This window comes from Priestia sp. D51 (assembly GCF_053345675.1).
In genome coordinates this window covers 40,255-56,826 of sequence record NZ_JBLTIR010000002.1, presented here as the reverse complement: position 1 = coordinate 56,826, position 16,572 = coordinate 40,255, and the positions used below count along the sequence as shown (strand labels likewise).

The following is a 16,572-nucleotide window of genomic DNA, read 5'->3' as shown; positions in this document are numbered from 1 at the left end:
TGTTCTAAATAAACAGTATAAAATGATTTTCCTACTCCTCATTCCAAATGAAAATCATACATCTCCTACACAAGCCTCTAAGAAACTTTTGAATGTTCAAATTGTCCAAAACATATATATATAAGAACATCTAGGAGGTGTTATATATGAACTATTTTATTCACGTAACTCCTAAGACTAAACTTTTTGTTCGGGATATTGGAAAAGGGGAACCCGTTCTTTTCCTTCACGGGTGGCCTGTTAACGCTAAAATGTACGAATGCCAATTTACAACGCTGCCGGCCTGCGGTATTCGGTGTATTGCTCCTGATCTTCGGGGATTTGGAAAATCAGATACGCCTTTCACCGGCTATTCTTACAATCAATTAGCGGATGATATTCGTATGTTAGTAGAAAAATTAGGACTTAAAAATTATACGCTAGTAGGCTTTTCTATGGGGGGAGCCATTGCCATTCGATATATGAGTAGACACTTAGGATATGGCGTGAAGAAGTTAATTTTATTAGGGGCAGCGGCTCCAAGCTTTATTCAAAAAACTGATTTTCCATACGGACTTCCTTCTGAAGAAGTAAATACAATTATTCAAAATACGTATAGAGATCGTCCTAACATGCTTGAAGACTTTGGGAACAAATTTTTTAATCAGCCTGTCAGCGCAGCTTTTAGAGGATGGTTTCAAGATTTAGGTTTAGAGGCATCTGGCCATGGAACGATTAAAACTGCGGTGTCTTTACGAGACGAAGACTTACGGGAAGATTTGAGTCAAATTTTCGCTGAGACATATATATTACACGGAAAAAAAGATCAAATTTGTCCATTTGATCTTGCAAAAGTAATGAATCGCCACATTTCATTTTCTACACTGATCCCATTTGAAAATAGTGGACACGGTCTTTTTTATGATGAACGTGAGAAAGTAAATGACACCCTTATTGAACTCATCAATAAAAGCTCAGCCGATAAGTAAGGATACACATTTAAAACCGAATTGGCAGCCAAATAAAAAAAGTAAAAAACCAGCACCTAACGTAATGAGGCGAAAAAGCTTAGGCGTGATAAATTTTCTTGTAAAATGAATGCTGCTCGCAATATTTAAATTCCAAAGAATGATGCCAAAAATAATAAAGAAGCTATGAAAAAAGACGGATAGCCACGTTTGACTTTGAAGGCTTTCGCTTAAGCTTGATCCAAATACACCAAACCAAAACACAATATTTAAAGGGTTCATAAGAGCAATAAAAAAACCTGTAAAAAACGACTTATCTTTTTTAGCAGAAGGGTTATTTACATCTACTGAAAAGGAACGAGAGACAGCTTGTTTCATACTTTGAAAGCCAACAAATGTGAGCATGACAAAACCCGTTGCATACAGGACAACCGTAACAGCCTGCATCTGAACAAAAGGGGTTAACCCTATTAAAATGAGAAGCATAAATAAGATATCGGCTGTCATTCCTCCTAAACCAACTAGCCAAGAAGCCCAAAATCCTTTTGTCAGACCTCTTTTAATCATCTCTATATTAATTGGACCTACCGGTGCTGCGAGACTAATACCTAGAATTATTTGTTTTATAGCAATCAAAAACCACTCCACAAACACAGCCTCCTTTCTAACTTGTCCAATAGTAGCTTATATATATATAGATTAGAATTTTATAATTTAGAAGCGAGATTTAGTTAAAAATACTCATAAACTTTCTTTTTTTTAATACACATGTAACGTTGAGTTCCATAAGGAGGGTTTTAATGGCATCAAAAATGCTTTTTCGAGCTAATGAGATTTTAGAGTCAACGCATGTCCCGTTCTGGGGGAAAGATGCTTTTCAATATTTCCAAAGCGATATATTATCAGAAGAAAATCCATTTCCCTGTATATTAGGGGTGGAAGGCTTTAAAAAAGATTTACTGCGTTTTTCATTTGTGACGACTCCTTATAACTATCAAGATATTAAACATGCAGCGGCGGCACTTAGAGAATACATAGATACATTTAAGACCATAGGTCGCTATACATCCTTTGTGTTATTCTTTAAGCCTGAACATAAAGAACGGTCAATGGAAGAGTACGAAACGATGTTTTGGGATACGCTGACGTTTATTCATCAAATTGATCAAAAGAAATGGCCGCAAGATATTCCGAAAGACCCAAAAGATGCATTATGGGAATTTTGTTTTCACGGAGAACCTATTTTTGTCGTCTGTAATACGCCTGCTCATTCTCTACGTAAAAGCCGTAAGAGCAGAGGATTTATGATTACATTTCAGCCGCGGTGGGTGTTTGAAGGTATGACAGGAGATTCAAAAATAGGGAAGCATGTACAAAAAGTCGTCCGCGATCGGTTAAAAACATATGATGACGTATCAGCTCACCCTGAGTTAGGCTGGTATGGACAGCAGGAAAACAGAGAGTGGAAGCAATATTTTTTACACGATGATAATAACAATACTACTGGACAGTGTCCATTTAAATTAAAAAGGAGTGAGCAGCATGGACGTAAAAAAAGCCTCTATTAAAAAAGGAGTTGGCGGAAAGTTTGAAGAAGTAATTAAAGAGCTGCTTCCGGCGTATACTGGATACGTTGAAGTACAGCATGATATTGCTTTTCAAACACATCCGTCTCATACGCATCCAACTGATGAAATTCTTCATATACTTGAAGGATCTATTTACTTTACAGTTGAACGTGATACGGTTCTATGTCAGGCCGGAGATCGGATACATTTACCGAAACAAACGGTTCATTCTTCAAAAGCCGGTCCTGATGGATGCACATACGTTATTTCCATTTTAAAATAAAGACGAAAGAAGATGATGCTTATGCTACGTTCCCGGCCAGTGTTGCTACTTATCGATGTACAAGAAGGGTTTTATTCACCCCAGTGGGGAGAAAGAAACAATTTAGATGCAGAAAAGAATATGCTGACGCTACTGCAAGCATGGAGGCGCCAAGACTATCCTGTCATTCACGTGCAGCATGCATCAGAAAATCCAGACTCTCCTTTACATCCAAGTTCAAAGGGGTTTCAATTCAAAGAAGGATTTGGTCCACAAGAAGACGAATACTTAATTCGCAAGCACGTGAACAGCTGTTTCATTGGAACAGAGCTAGATAGCTATTTAAAAGCAAATGGCTATGATACGCTTATCTTAATAGGACTAACTACTAATCACTGCGTCTCTACGACTGCGCGCATGGCTGGAAATCTAGGGTATAGGACGTATGTTGCGAACGATGCAACGGCCTGTTTTGATTGTATGTCCTACGATGGAAAAACCAGACTTCTTGCAGAAGATGTACATACATTCGCACTGTCTTCCTTGCACGGAGAGTTTGCAACGGTCGTTTCTACAAAAGAGACTCTTCAAGTCCTTCAAACCTTTCAATATGCCCAAAACCAATAACCGATGTGCATGCGCACATCGGTTTTTTATGTAGATTATGTTTCTTAAAAGAAGTAAAATAAAGATAATTCTATACTATAAGGAGTTTGTACATATGATCATTCGTTATGCTAAAGAAGAAGATTTACCTATGCTTGTTGAAATTTATAATCAGTCCGTTCAAACAAGTGCTGCTACTTTTGACTTAACGCCTGTAACAGTAGAACAAAGAAGGGGCTGGTTTAATAGTCATATTAGCAATGAACTTTTTCCACTTATTGTCGCGGAAAAAGATGGAGTAGTAGCGGGCTATGCTTCGCTTTCCTCGTATCGAGATAAAGAAGCGTACATTCAAACAGTAGAGCTATCGATTTATATTGATAAAAATCAACAAGGGCATGGTATTGGGAAACAGCTTATGAAGCGCATTTTGGAATTAGCTAAAGAGCTCGACCATCACGTTGTCATTTCAGGAATTACAAAAGGAAATGATATCAGTATCAAAATGCATGAGCAATTTAATTTTACATTTTGCGGAGAGTTTAAAGAAGTGGGCTGGAAATTTGATCAGTGGCAAGATGTACTTTTTTATCAGCTTATTTTATAAGATGTATGACGCCTTTACACATTGTAACGTTTTAGTTTCATGTGTAAAGGTTATTAAAATAATAAGTTGTTTTATTATTTTAATACGAAAGGTGTTAGCTATCATGAGTACACATTTTCAATATCAACATCTAAGAGCTGTGCCGAAAAGATGGTCCCAAAAAGAACTGCATATCCAGCTGAATAGAATCAAACACAATTCTGAACTATCTACTATAGCAGCAGATCCGCTTTTTCATCTGTTAGAATGTACCCGTTCAGGCCTTCAAACTAAACAAGAAATCATAGACTACATCCAAACCATTCCTAATCACCAACTTCCATCTTTTGCAACTCATTTAAGCAGGTTAATTCAGCGTATTTATTATATCGAAGCTGCTGATTACTATAACCGTCCCCTCAAAGGTTATATGCTTGTTATGAAAAACCAACCCGCTTATATATCTCTTCATTTTGCCGATCAGCTCATATAAAAAAAGCTCTCTATTCAAAAGAATAGAGAGCTTTTTTTATTCGTATTTTTTCACTGTTACTTGACATTCTTTTAACGGGATAAGCTTCGACTTTTTCGTCCATTTGTATCCTAGCCAAACAATTAAGAATAAAGGCAGTCCGATATAAGAAACAAGTACACCGTACCAGTCAATCGAGTCACCCATAAACGCCGAATAGTTTTGGCCTAAAATAACAACGGCACATAAAATAAAGGCAAAGATAGGGCCAAATGGGAAAAGTTTTGCATGATATGGAAGTTCACTCAAATCATGACCTTGAGCAACAAATGCTCTTCTAAAACGATAGTGGCTGATCGCAATTCCTAACCAAGCAATAAAACCAGACATACCAGAAGCGTTAAGTAACCACGTATATACCGCACCGTCTCCAAAAAATGAAGCACCAAATGCAAGTGTACCGACAAGTGCCGTTGCGATTAAGGCATTAACTGGAACGCCTCGTTTATTCACTTTTGCTAAGAACCTTGGTGCTTTTCCATCTTTGGCTAAGTTCCACAGCATACGCGTAGAAGCATACATGCCTGAGTTACCAGCAGATAAAACAGCTGTTAAAATAACGGCATTAATCGCTGATGCTGCAAACGCCAGACCTGCTCGTTCGAATATTAAAGTAAACGGACTTACTCGCACGTCATCACTTGCTAATGAATTCGCTGTGTATGGAATAAGCATTCCAATAACAAAAATAGCTAAAATATAAAATAACAAGATGCGCCAGAAGACTTGTTTAACTGCGCGAGGAACCGTTTTTTCCGGATCTTCACTTTCTCCAGCTGCGACTCCAAGTAACTCTGTTCCTTGGAATGAAAAACCAGCTGCCATAAAGATACCTAGTACAGTGAAGAATCCACCGTGAATCGGTCCATCACCAAGCGTGAAGTTTTTAAAACCTGGTGCTTCATTGTTAAAGATACCAAAAATCATCATAATACCAATAACTAAAAAGATAATAACCGTTACTACTTTAATTAACGAAAACCAAAATTCAGATTCACCAAATCCTTTTACAGAAAGGTAGTTAAGCCCAAACATAATTAATAAAAACAGGGCACTCCATAAAATAGAAGAAGAGTTCGGGAACCAAAATTTCATAATAAGGGCTCCAGCAGATAATTCAGCTGCAATCGTAATAGCCCAGTTATACCAGTAGTTCCAGCCGAGAGCGAAACCAAAGGATGGATCTACAAAACGAGACGCATACGTACTAAATGAACCAGCTTCAGGCATATAAGCTGCGAGCTCTGCTAGACTGGTCATCAAAAAGTAAACCATTACGCCAATAATAGCGTAAGCTAAAAGCGCTCCCCCAGGTCCTGCTGTGTGAATTGCTCCACCACTTGCTAGGAATAAGCCGGTTCCGATGGCTCCTCCTAATGAAATCATCGTTAAGTGGCGAGATTTCAACCCACGTTTTAATTCTTGCTGCTCTTGCATAGATAAATACTCCTTTCGAATGTACGGAAAGAGACGGGATAACATAAAAAAAGCCCGCAGTATATGTGCGCGCTTTTAAATCTGAAAACCGCGTCAACCTTCCGTGAAGATAGCTCTTCACATCACTCGCATGATGTGACAGTTCTGTTCCTGTTGGGAGACAGCCCCAGCTTAAATCAACCGAGAAGTGATTTAAACTTCGGCAATTTTTCCTTTCAAGCAACATCCTCAATGTTCTCTGCATTTCCGTTACTTTACTATTAAAAACTGCGACCTCTACCTCATCGATTAGGATGAGGGTTTTTTATATTCAATTGACATAAAAGAAGTATAACAAATACTAAAACGATTGTCATTATAAAAAATAGATTCAGAAAATAGAAACATCTTTGAAATCTCTCGAATCTATTTTGTTACGTATGGTATAATAAACATTGTCTTTATACTACATAAATATCCAAACGTACCACAGGGGGAGCCGCCGTGCTGAGAGTGAACGAAATGTTCAGACCCTTCGAACCTGTTAGTTAACGCTAGCGTAGGAATGTGGGAATAGTAGCATATATTTGCTTACTCCTGTGTAAACCGTTTGATATGAATGATTCAAAAACAGGAGTGAGAAACGTGAATAAAGCATTACCTTTACAGGCTAAAATTGAAATAGCTATTTTTGCAGCATTGGCACTTCTACTTGACCTTTTGCCTTCAATTAAAATTGCGACGGCTGTGAGCATTTCGTTCTCCATGGTGCCCATTTTTATTATGTGCTTTCGCTGGGGAGTAAAAGGCGGGGCTCTATCCGGTCTATTATGGGGGCTTTTGCAGTTAGCGACAGGAACAGCTTATATTTTAACAGCGCTACAAACATTTATTGAATATATTGTAGCTTTTGCTTTTATAGGTTTTGGAGGTATTTTTTCACAATCTATTAAAACAAATTTAGCTACCAATAACAGATCAAAAGCTTTTGTTTTAATTGTTTTATCTCTTATTATCGGCAGCTTCGCACGTTATTTCTGGCACTTTATTGCTGGTATTATTTTCTGGGGGTCATATGCGCCAAAGGGCATGTCCGCTCTATGGTATTCTTTTTCAATGAACGGGATTTCAATGGTAGGATCACTAATAGCCTGCTTAGTCATTCTTTCATTGTTAATTCCATCGGCATCAAGAATGATTGTAACTAAATCACACTCATCATAAGAAAAAAGACTAAATCTGCCAAGATTTAGTCTTTTTTCTTATTTGTCACCTTTGTTTACACAAAAGTGTGTCAGGTTTGATAACATAGTTAGTGAAATATTCAAAAAACTGTTTTATGATAGTCAACATATTCAAACGAGATAAAGGATTGATCGTATGCTACAGAAATGGATCACGAGCATAGGTTTAGATATTGGAACAAGCACAACAAAACTGATTGTAAGCAAACTGTTAATAGCAAATCAACAAAATCAGTTTACGCTGCCAGGCTGTCAAATTATTGATCGTCGCGTAACGTATGCAAGTTCCATCTATACAACACCTATGGTAAACGAGGTTGAAATCGATGTTCGGAGGTTAACGCTATTACTAGAAAAAGAGTACAAAAAAGCAGGGATCTCCTTAGATCAGGTGGAGGCGGGTGCTGTGATCATCACAGGAGAAACGGCTCGGAAGCAAAATGCAGAGAGTATCGTTCACTATCTAGCTGAACACGCTGGGAATTTTGTTGTTGCAACAGCTGGTGCTGACTTAGAAGGAATGTTAGCGGCAAAAGGTTCGGGAGCAATCGAACATTCTGCTGAAACCAATAAAGTGATTGCCAACATTGATGTAGGTGGAGGCACTGCTAACATCGCCTTATGTCAAAATGGAAAAGTGATTGAAACGTTTACCCTGCATGTAGGCGGAAGATTAATTCGGCTAAACGAAGATGGTATTGTTACCTACGTTTCGTCTTATTTAACTGAATTTTTAAAAAATAATTCTCTGATGCTTCAAGAAGGCGAAAAAGCAACATTTGAAAAACTCTCGTCTATTTGCAAATTGCTAGCTAAAGAAACCGTGGATTATGTGAGCGCACTGAAGCAAACCTCTTTGCTGCTCGTTTCCCCTCATACAAGATCTTCTACTCGGCCAGAGACAATCATGGTCTCGGGAGGAGTAGGAGCCATGATAGAGAAGGAGAAACCAAAAACAGTGAAGGAAGTGGCCATACACGGAGACATTGGTCCGCTGCTAGCTTATCAGTTTCAAGCCATACAGGTATCTCAAGCCGCTGAAACAACGCGAGCCACTGTCATTGGAGCTGGTATGCAAAATACAGAAGTTAGTGGATCAACCGTATACATTGAATCAAAGCGGCTGCCGCTAAAAAATATTCCGATTATAGAGATACCCGTACAGCAAGAGGAGGAGTGGAATCCGCAGCTGTTTCAAGAAAGAGCTCGAACGGCATGTATGCAGGCTTCAACTGTTTTCAGCGCAGAAGATCCTCCCGTTGCTATTGCTTTATCTCATTTCCCTTACTGCAGCTATAGAATGCTGCAAGAATTAGCAAAAGTAATAAGCGCTGAATTTGGTGCTTGTTTTAAAGGAGCTAAGTGCCTCGTTGTTTTATGCGAGCAGGATATTGCTAAAGCTTTAGGACAAGCACTAGCCAAACAGGAGAACGAATTAGAAATTATTTGTTTAGATCAAATTGACTTTACCCACGGAGATTATATCGATCTAGGGTTACCCGTAGCTGGAGAGGCAATCTCTGTTTCGATTAAAACACTCGCTTTTTCATCATAATCAACTGAACATACAAGGAGGAAACGATGTTTAAAACTACCCGGTTGTTAGGAGAAACATTTTCATTTTATAGCTTGAAAGAAATTATGGCCAAAGCAAACGAAGAACGTTCTGGAGATCAGCTCGCAGGAGTTAGCGCTGAGTCAATGAAAGAACGTATGGCAGCCAAACAAGTGCTAGCTGATATCACACTTGCTGATATTCGAAATTACCCGCTGCTAAGCGCAGATGAAGACAACGTCTCGGCATTAATCGAAAGTCAGATTGATTCATCGGTTTACGACATTATTAAAAATTGGACAGTAGGGGAGTTAAGAGAATACATCTTATCTGATGAGCATACCGGAGAAGACCTTCTTGCGCTTAGCAAGGGATTAAACAGCGAAATGATTGCGGCAGCTACTAAAATTATGTCCAATTTAGATTTAATTCAAGGAGCTGCCAAGATAGAAGTGCAAACTACTTGTCAAACGACTATCGGTCAAAAAGGCGTATTGGCTTCAAGAGCCCAGCCTAATCATCCTTCAGATAACTTAAAAGGAATGAGAGCATCTCTCTACGAAGCGTTAAGCTATGGAATTGGAGATGCGGTTATCGGAATTAACCCTGTTATTGATACAACGGATAATATCTACGCGCTTTTAAATGAAACAAAAAATATAATCAACGAATGGTCAATTCCTACTCAAAACTGTGTATTATCACATGTGACGAGCCAAATGAGAGCAATCGAAAAAGGAGCAGCTGCTGACTTGATTTTCCAAAGTTTAGCAGGCACAGAAGCCGGTAATGATTCATTTGGGATTTCACTGTCTATGCTCGATGAAGCGACAGCGTTAATTCATGAAAAAGGGACAGCAAAAGGTCTGAACCGCTGGTATTTTGAAACAGGACAAGGTTCTGAATTGTCAGCAGAAGCCCACTATAATATTGATCAAGTAACGCTCGAAGCTAGATGCTACGGCTTAGCTCGCCACTACAAGCCTTTCTTAGTTAACACGGTTGTTGGATTTATTGGACCTGAATATTTATATAACAGCAAACAAGTCCTGCGAGCTGGGCTAGAAGATCACTTTATGGGCAAAATGCACGGCTTACCTATGGGAGTAGACGTATGTTACACCAACCACATGGATGCTGATCAAAACGATATGGATAATTTAAGTATGCTTCTAGGAACAGCTGGGGTGAACTTTGTAATAGGAGTGCCCATGGCTGATGACTGCATGCTAAACTATCAGTCTCTTAGTTATCATGATATCGCAACCGTGCGCAATGTACTCGGTCGTACCCCAACGCCGTTATTTCAAAAATGGCTTGAAGATCAGCGTATTATGGAAAACGGACGCTTCACATCAAGAGCTGGAGACCCAACTATTTTTATGAATTTGATTTAAGGAAGGTGCTTACTATGATACCAAAGTCAAATCGCAATCCGCTTGAAACACTTAAACAATTTACCCCTGCCCGCATAGGTGTTGGCCGTACGGGAACAAGGCCGCTAACAAAAGACGTTTTATCTTTTCGCACAGATCATGCCGCAGCCGTAGACTCTGTATACGGCTCAGTTTCAGAAGATATTCTATCTGAGTTTAACCTTTTTTCTGTGAATACACGCGCGGAGTCAAAAGAACATTATTTAAAACGGCCGGATCAAGGGAGGTTATTAGCAGATGACGCTAAGAAAGAGATTTTAAAAAACTGCGTGCAGCAGCCTGATGTACAAGTAGTGGTATCAGATGGACTGAGTGCTAAGGCAATTGAAGAAAACATGAGCGACGTGTATCCTGCTTTAATTGATTCACTGGAGTCATATGGACTTCGTATCGGGACTTCGTTTTTTGTAAAAGGAGGACGAGTTGCATGTATGGATGAAATTGGTGAAATCATAAAGCCAAAAGCACTTGTGCTATTGATTGGAGAGCGACCTGGGCTGGTCAGTGCTGAATCCATGAGTGCTTACATGTGCTATGAACCTAGCAAAGGAAAAAAAGAGTCTGATCGTATGGTTATTTCTAATATTCATAAAAGAGGAACGCCTCCTATTGAGGCAGCCGCACATATCGGTACCATGATTGACAAAATGATTAAGCAGCAAACAAGCGGTGTACATCTTATTGTCTAAACATCAAAAGGAGGAGAACGTATGGCGTTACAAAAACAATTAAAACCTATTCATTTATGGGCTATTTCAGTTGGTATGGTTATTTCAGGACAATACTTTGGGTGGAACTACGGGTTTGAACAAGGCGGGATTATCGGACTTGCAATTGCAACCTTAATTGTAACCGTGTTTTACACAACGTTTATGTTCAGCTATGCAGAGCTTTCAACATCTATCCCGCAAGCTGGTGGACCTTCAGCTTATGCAAGAAGAGCACTTGGACCTTTCGGCGGATATATCGCCGGAATTGCATGCTTGCTTGAATTTATTTTTGCTCCTCCTGCTATTGCGGTATCAACAGGAGCATACCTGCACTTTCTTATCCCAGCCGTTAACCCTGTATATGCAACGGTAGGTGCCTTTATTTTCTTTGTTTTACTAAATTTAATCGGGGTAAAAGAAGTAGCGGTGATTGAGCTTACAGCTACCATTGTTGCACTAATTGGTTTATCTATTTTTTATGTAGCTGGTTTGCCTCATGTACAAACATCAAATATTTTCAACGCTCATTCATTTATTAACGGGCCAACAGGGGTACTAGCGGCTATTCCATTCGCTGTTTGGTTCTATCTTGCAATAGAAGGCGGAGCAATGGCAGCGGAAGAAGTGGAAAACCCTAAGAAAAACATTCCTAAAGGATTTATTGGAGCGATTATTACTCTTGCAACCGCAACGTTGTTTACACTATTTGTAACAGCAGGACTTGGCGGAGGAAGCGGGAAGCTAGCCGATTATCCACTTCCGCAGGCACTGTCTTCTGTATATGGAAACGGCATTTCAACCGTTGTTGCTATTATCGGGCTATTCGGATTGATTGCTAGTTTAAATGGAATCATCATGGGATTTTCAAGACAAACCTATGCGCTTGCACGAGATGGTTACTTCCCTAAATTTCTTGCTAAAACGAATAAAAAAGGAGTTCCTGTCGGCGGTTTGTTGATTCCGGGAGCAATCGGTGTGATTTGCGCTGGATCTGCCACGTTTGCCAATGCCCTTATTATCTTATCTGTATTCGGAGCAATGATGATGTACTGCATCAGTTTAGTTTCTCTTTTTATTTTACGCAAAAAAGAACCTAACTTGTCTCGTCCTTTTAAAGTAAATTACCCGGTAGTGCCAAGCGTTGCTTTAGTATTAGGTATTCTGTGCTTATACAGCATTATAAAATACAGTGTGCTTACAACAAGTTTAATGCTGTTTGGTGTTTCTCTACCTTTAATGTATGTGATTCTTGGCATTTTCCTTCTTTCAATTATTTACTATGTTTTTTATGGTTCAAGACAGCTTAAAAAAGAGGCATCCAATTCATATCAAGAAGCATCTATTAAATAAGAAGAAAAACGGCTGCTGTAAAGGCAAGCCGTTTTTCTTGTGAAATTAAAGGGTTGAGCGTTTTTTTGTAGAATGATATACTAGGTCTGTTTGTTGGAAGAATATACATACATTTATATTAGATAAAGAAGGGGCAATTATGATGAACAAACGTAATACAATCATTATCACGGTTGTTTCATCTATTCTGTTATCAGCCTGTCAGCAAGAAGAGACAATAAAAGACGGAAATACAATGATAGTAGAAAAAGATGCAAAAAAAGTACTAAATGAACCAAAAACACAGGTAGAAAGCATTCAATCAATTGATTTGAATAAAGAAGCAATGAGCGGAAAATTTATCACAGCCTGGATGACTGATTATTTTTCAGCGTTTGGAAAAGCAGTTGATGACAACTCTTTTAATGATCTAAAAGCTTACTTGAAAGCGGACAGTTCTTTTTATAAAGAGCAGAACCTTCTTGTTGAAAATTTCACACGACAAGGCATCGAGCAGAAGAAGCAAACGTTTCATATTGTCAATTGGTATGAAGAACCTAACCATGTGTTCAAAATACAAACCCACGAGGAAAGCTTATTAAAGCAGCCGGGTAAAGATCCTTACAGCAAAGTTTGCGACCGCCTTTATACAGCTGTTTACCAAAACGATACGTTAAAGCTATCGAGTGTAGAACCATTCGACTTTTCATCTAAACCAAATGCACACACTGAAACTCCCACTACACAAACAACAGATTTACACGACTACGATGGAAAATGGACCACTGGCAATGATAACGGATCTCCTATCATTCAATTTCTTGCTACATCCAACTCGGAAGCGACGATTAAAATAAATTCGTACCAGCCACCTAGCAAAATCCGCGTGTCAACCGTTGAACAAAAAAATATTCGCTTTGAAAATAACCAAGCCGCCATTGAATATGAAAATGATGGACAAGGAAATAAAGGAACCATTGTCATTACGCTTAAAGAAAACTCCATTTCGTTACTCGCTAAAACAGATCAAAATAAAAAGGCAAAATGGGGAATTCCAAGCGGTGATTACGTACTTGATACGTTTGAGAATTAAAGATCCTTTTAAGAACAGACTAAATTCGGCATTGAGGAGGACACCTTATGCATAAAAAATGGACGATTGCATTCGTTCTACTGCTGCTAATGGTTTTGACGGCCTGTGAAGAAAAAGAAACAGTTAAGTTATCCAAACCAACCGAACCTTCCTCAGATGAAGTGATCCCAAAAGATCAAGCTAAGTCATCTATCAAGCCTGATCTTGTATCAGAAAAAAAAGCAGAAAAAACTGCAGTTGAGACGATGAATAAAATTTCAAGCACCTATAAAGAATTAGGTGAAGAGTATGAATGGGATAATGAATCTAACCCTGCTGATTATGAAACGTTAAAAAAAGCGCTAACGCCATATGCAACATCATCTTTAATTGCAACAAAGTTAAAAAGTATCTCCACTAACTATTACTGTAAAGAATGTAATATGAGCTTTTTCCCTGATGTTAATCATCTTATTCGATTTGAACTTATTAACAATCACGCCGGGCAATTTTCGGTGTCAGCCATTGAGCCAATTAGTAAAGAAGGAAGCGGCGGACTGACCATTTACATGAATTTTAAATACGTTAATAAGCAATGGAAGTTAAATGAATGGGATGAAGTTACCTATCATCAAAAATACCTCAACATTACGGATGATGAGTATATGGAATACGTGAAGTCAATTAATCCTTCTAGTGATATTTCATACCAAGGCGAAACAACCCGCACAAATGAAAAAGGGGAAAAGGAAGAAATCATGGTTTTCAAAGAGAACCATACAAAGTATGCCATCAGCAAAAACAGCTCTCAGCGAATCGACGACTTTAAAGAAGATGAAAAAGAAAAAGAAGAGAAGGAAGAAAAAGAGTTTAATTTAAAAAATATCCCAAAAGTTGATCAAGAAACAGCAGATATTTTTATTGAACATTATTTGCGAGATTTAACAAAGTCCATTAACACAAATAAATTCGAACACGTACAGCCTTATATCCAGCGTGACAGTGTTTTGTGGAATGATCAAAAGCAGCTTGTGAAAATGCTGTATGAAAGAGACATTCGAGAAGAACTCGTTGATTATTCGGTATTAGACGTTGAACCTGTGAGTGAAGAAGAAGATGATGATGAAACGGTCTATACAATCCAAACAAAAGAAGTTATTTCCATTACAACGAACGGTCAAAGTCAAGAAAAAGAGTATTACCGAACGTATACCGTTTCTTACAGCAACAAACAGTTGTATCTGACAAAAATTGAATCACTTTAAAAAACATCACGCTTTGCGTGATGTTTTTATGTATACACAATTTGTGTAATTCCTATCATGATAGATTTTAACGTTCCACCATAAAAAGCAAATCTTTAGAAAGAGCATTTTAAAAAACACTTTACTATAATAACGCAAGATAACTCTTCCTTATCAAGCGTTCGTATGATAAAGTAGATTAATAAGCAGAAAATAGAATTTATTTTACATATAATGGATGTTTTTGTTGAAATCTTAAAAAAACGGCTTTCTAAATTGAGTTTTGAGAGGTTTTTGAAAACTTTTAATGGTATTTGTTGCAGTTTGATAAAAATTCGTTATATGCCATTTTGGATCATTTAAAAGGTATTCATTTATTTGTGGTAATTAGGAGGGTTAAAATGGAAGAATTTGAATTGTCGCCTGCGAAAAATTCGTTTCGCCAGCTAAAAGAGCAGTGGGAAGAGGCAGAGCTGTTAGATGAAGATAACAACTTGAATTTAAAGCACGTTTCAGATGAAGAATTTATTCAGCTTTTTTTTTCAATGCGTATTATCAAAAAATCACTTTCTCCTCATACGATCAGATCTTACAATCAAGACATGAAAACGATTCTGTCTTTTTTCTATGAACGAGAGATTACATTAAAATCGATTGGATTTATGGAAGTCAAATTATTTAATGAAGAAATGATAAATCAATATGCCAATCGCACTGCTGCAAGAAAACTAGAATTTTTTAGAAGAATGCTAGAGTTTGGACACGCTACTCATTTTTATCCTTCGCTGTATACGACGTGGATTGAAAAACCATCTATCGCAAAAGGACATTACAGTGATAAGGAAAAACAAAATCGTACCGAATACCGAGAGTTAACCGATCGCGAAGCACAGGTGATTGTAAATGCGTTAGAATCCGTCGTGCGCATTCGCCAGCATGAAAAGGAATTCAAAGCGCGCAATCGCTTAATGGGAATGCTTTTGTATATGAGTGGAATGCGTTCAAGTGAACTGCTAAGTTTAAATTGGGGAAGCTTTCGCGAAGACCGCCGCGGAAATTTGGTTGTAGATGTGATTGGTAAAGGAAAAAAAGAACGCACTATTCCTGTGTTTGATGATGTGAAAGAAACGCTTTTCACTTATCGGCAAGCGTTAAATGAAAGCACCGAACTAAGTCCTTTTGACACTGAACCGCTTTTTTATTCTATTAAAGAGTATTATCGTACCGGCGAAAAGAAGCGATTATCCTATACAACGTTGTATCGAACGATTAAGTCAGCTGTTTATAAAGTAAAAGGAAACGCGTCTATTTCTCCTCATTGGTTTCGTCATACCTTTATTACAAACAGTTTAGCTAATGACGTTCCGCTTGCGGTTGTGAAACAAGTAGTAGGGCATTCTTCTATTGCTACAACGAACGTTTATCTTGAAAAACTTCAAGAGGATACGGTATACGACGCGTTTCGAAAGTCGGGCTATCGCTAATTACTTATAATATTTTTATGTAAACTAAAAAATATATATTTTCATTTTTACTGCTCATGCGTATGAAATAAGTTGTATAAATGAATAAGTTACTTTTCCTACAATATAATGGTAGAAAGTCGATAAAGGAGGGAGCTACCTATGACGGCTAAACATCCGCTTCACTACCATTTCGGAGAAGTAACGGAGCTTTTTCATTACATATACGAAGTTTGTGAAACAGCAGGTATTTATATTGACTGGAGCGGAACAGCCCAAACCGTTCAGCTATATCGAAGTAAAGAATCTTTTTTATCCGGAGAACGCTACATCGGAGCGATTCAATATGAAGGGAGCAATCAGTTTCAAAAAAGATGGCCTTCTACCGTCAGTTTGAGATTTCGACGTGCAAACTTGTCGTTTATTTTAAAATATTGTTTAGAACAAATTGAAGACTACCGCAAAGACACAAATAAAGAACCCTTCATTAATCCAAATGCAGAATCCATCGCGTTTAAATTCACCTCTTTAACAGATGAAACCAAACAAGTGATTTCAAAAATTAAAGAAGTATTATGTATTGCCAACTACGTATAAAACCC

The 16,572-nt window shown here is 38.1% G+C and carries 17 protein-coding genes and 2 riboswitches; of the genes, 15 read left to right on the top strand and 2 right to left on the bottom strand.

Annotated elements, in window-relative coordinates:
• Positions 1-146: 146 nt before the first annotated feature.
• Positions 147-968, top strand: coding sequence for an alpha/beta fold hydrolase (locus tag ACNHOZ_RS06920; protein WP_275211085.1), 822 nt, complete (start codon positions 147-149; stop codon positions 966-968).
• Here ACNHOZ_RS06920 and ACNHOZ_RS06915 read toward each other — a convergent pair.
• Positions 954-1,595 (bottom strand): LysE family transporter, encoded by a 642-nt coding sequence (locus ACNHOZ_RS06915; protein ID WP_033579115.1) that lies wholly within the window; start codon positions 1,593-1,595, stop codon positions 954-956. The two genes, ACNHOZ_RS06920 and ACNHOZ_RS06915, sit on opposite strands and share 15 nt — an antisense overlap.
• A gap of 152 nt (positions 1,596-1,747) precedes the next feature.
• Between ACNHOZ_RS06915 and ACNHOZ_RS06910 the strand changes: the two genes are divergently transcribed.
• The 5 genes from ACNHOZ_RS06910 (at position 1,748) to ACNHOZ_RS06890 (ending at position 4,462) form a co-directional block, all read left to right on the top strand.
• Positions 1,748-2,515 (top strand): YqcI/YcgG family protein, encoded by a 768-nt coding sequence (locus tag ACNHOZ_RS06910; RefSeq protein ID WP_275211086.1) that lies wholly within the window; start codon positions 1,748-1,750, stop codon positions 2,513-2,515.
• A complete protein-coding gene (locus tag ACNHOZ_RS06905) occupies positions 2,490-2,798 on the top strand; it encodes a cupin domain-containing protein (protein WP_013057236.1) in 309 nt (102 codons plus the stop codon). Before ACNHOZ_RS06910 ends, ACNHOZ_RS06905 begins: the two co-directional genes overlap by 26 nt.
• A gap of 21 nt (positions 2,799-2,819) precedes the next feature.
• A complete protein-coding gene (locus ACNHOZ_RS06900) occupies positions 2,820-3,404 on the top strand; it encodes a cysteine hydrolase family protein (protein WP_063248105.1) in 585 nt (194 codons plus the stop codon).
• A gap of 94 nt (positions 3,405-3,498) precedes the next feature.
• The gene (locus ACNHOZ_RS06895) at positions 3,499-3,990 is read left to right on the top strand and encodes a GNAT family N-acetyltransferase (RefSeq protein ID WP_275211087.1); all 492 of its coding nucleotides are present in this window, start codon (positions 3,499-3,501) and stop codon (positions 3,988-3,990) included.
• Between the two features lie 103 nt (positions 3,991-4,093).
• Positions 4,094-4,462 carry a hypothetical protein gene (locus ACNHOZ_RS06890; protein WP_033579111.1) on the top strand — a complete coding sequence of 123 codons (369 nt, stop codon included), beginning with the start codon at positions 4,094-4,096 and terminating at the stop codon, positions 4,460-4,462.
• A gap of 36 nt (positions 4,463-4,498) precedes the next feature.
• Here the strand turns inward: ACNHOZ_RS06890 and ACNHOZ_RS06885 are convergent, their stop codons facing one another.
• Positions 4,499-5,938 carry an amino acid permease gene (locus ACNHOZ_RS06885; protein WP_047750873.1) on the bottom strand — a complete coding sequence of 480 codons (1,440 nt, stop codon included), beginning with the start codon at positions 5,936-5,938 and terminating at the stop codon, positions 4,499-4,501.
• A gap of 102 nt (positions 5,939-6,040) precedes the next feature.
• A riboswitch (Lysine riboswitch) is annotated at positions 6,041-6,225 on the bottom strand.
• A 174-nt stretch (positions 6,226-6,399) separates the two neighbouring features.
• Positions 6,400-6,500: riboswitch (TPP riboswitch) on the top strand.
• Between the two features lie 32 nt (positions 6,501-6,532).
• Between ACNHOZ_RS06885 and thiT the strand changes: the two genes are divergently transcribed.
• The 9 genes from thiT to ACNHOZ_RS06840 all read left to right on the top strand — a co-directional run bounded on the left by thiT (position 6,533) and on the right by ACNHOZ_RS06840 (position 16,567).
• Positions 6,533-7,141 carry an energy-coupled thiamine transporter ThiT gene (thiT, locus tag ACNHOZ_RS06880; RefSeq protein ID WP_047751853.1) on the top strand — a complete coding sequence of 203 codons (609 nt, stop codon included), beginning with the start codon at positions 6,533-6,535 and terminating at the stop codon, positions 7,139-7,141.
• 156 nt (positions 7,142-7,297) lie between these two features.
• On the top strand, positions 7,298-8,716 hold the full coding sequence (locus ACNHOZ_RS06875) for an ethanolamine ammonia-lyase reactivating factor EutA (RefSeq protein ID WP_255901131.1): 1,419 nt from the start codon (positions 7,298-7,300) through the stop codon (positions 8,714-8,716).
• A 26-nt stretch (positions 8,717-8,742) separates the two neighbouring features.
• Entirely contained in the window at positions 8,743-10,113 is a 1,371-nt protein-coding gene (locus tag ACNHOZ_RS06870; RefSeq protein ID WP_048019247.1) for an ethanolamine ammonia-lyase subunit EutB, read from the top strand.
• Positions 10,114-10,127: 14 nt separating this feature from the next.
• A complete protein-coding gene (gene eutC, locus ACNHOZ_RS06865; protein ID WP_048019248.1) occupies positions 10,128-10,841 on the top strand; it encodes an ethanolamine ammonia-lyase subunit EutC in 714 nt (237 codons plus the stop codon).
• A gap of 21 nt (positions 10,842-10,862) precedes the next feature.
• Positions 10,863-12,212, top strand: a complete 1,350-nt coding sequence (eat, locus tag ACNHOZ_RS06860; RefSeq protein WP_048019249.1) for an ethanolamine permease — start codon at positions 10,863-10,865, stop codon at positions 12,210-12,212.
• Between the two features lie 142 nt (positions 12,213-12,354).
• Positions 12,355-13,284, top strand: coding sequence for a TcaA NTF2-like domain-containing protein (locus tag ACNHOZ_RS06855; protein WP_230683467.1), 930 nt, complete (start codon positions 12,355-12,357; stop codon positions 13,282-13,284).
• 47 nt (positions 13,285-13,331) lie between these two features.
• The gene (locus ACNHOZ_RS06850; RefSeq protein ID WP_048019251.1) at positions 13,332-14,528 is read left to right on the top strand and encodes a TcaA NTF2-like domain-containing protein; all 1,197 of its coding nucleotides are present in this window, start codon (positions 13,332-13,334) and stop codon (positions 14,526-14,528) included.
• A 380-nt stretch (positions 14,529-14,908) separates the two neighbouring features.
• Positions 14,909-15,991 carry a tyrosine-type recombinase/integrase gene (locus tag ACNHOZ_RS06845; protein WP_048019252.1) on the top strand — a complete coding sequence of 361 codons (1,083 nt, stop codon included), beginning with the start codon at positions 14,909-14,911 and terminating at the stop codon, positions 15,989-15,991.
• A 141-nt stretch (positions 15,992-16,132) separates the two neighbouring features.
• Positions 16,133-16,567, top strand: a complete 435-nt coding sequence (locus ACNHOZ_RS06840; protein ID WP_013083346.1) for a hypothetical protein — start codon at positions 16,133-16,135, stop codon at positions 16,565-16,567.
• Positions 16,568-16,572 lie beyond the last annotated feature (5 nt).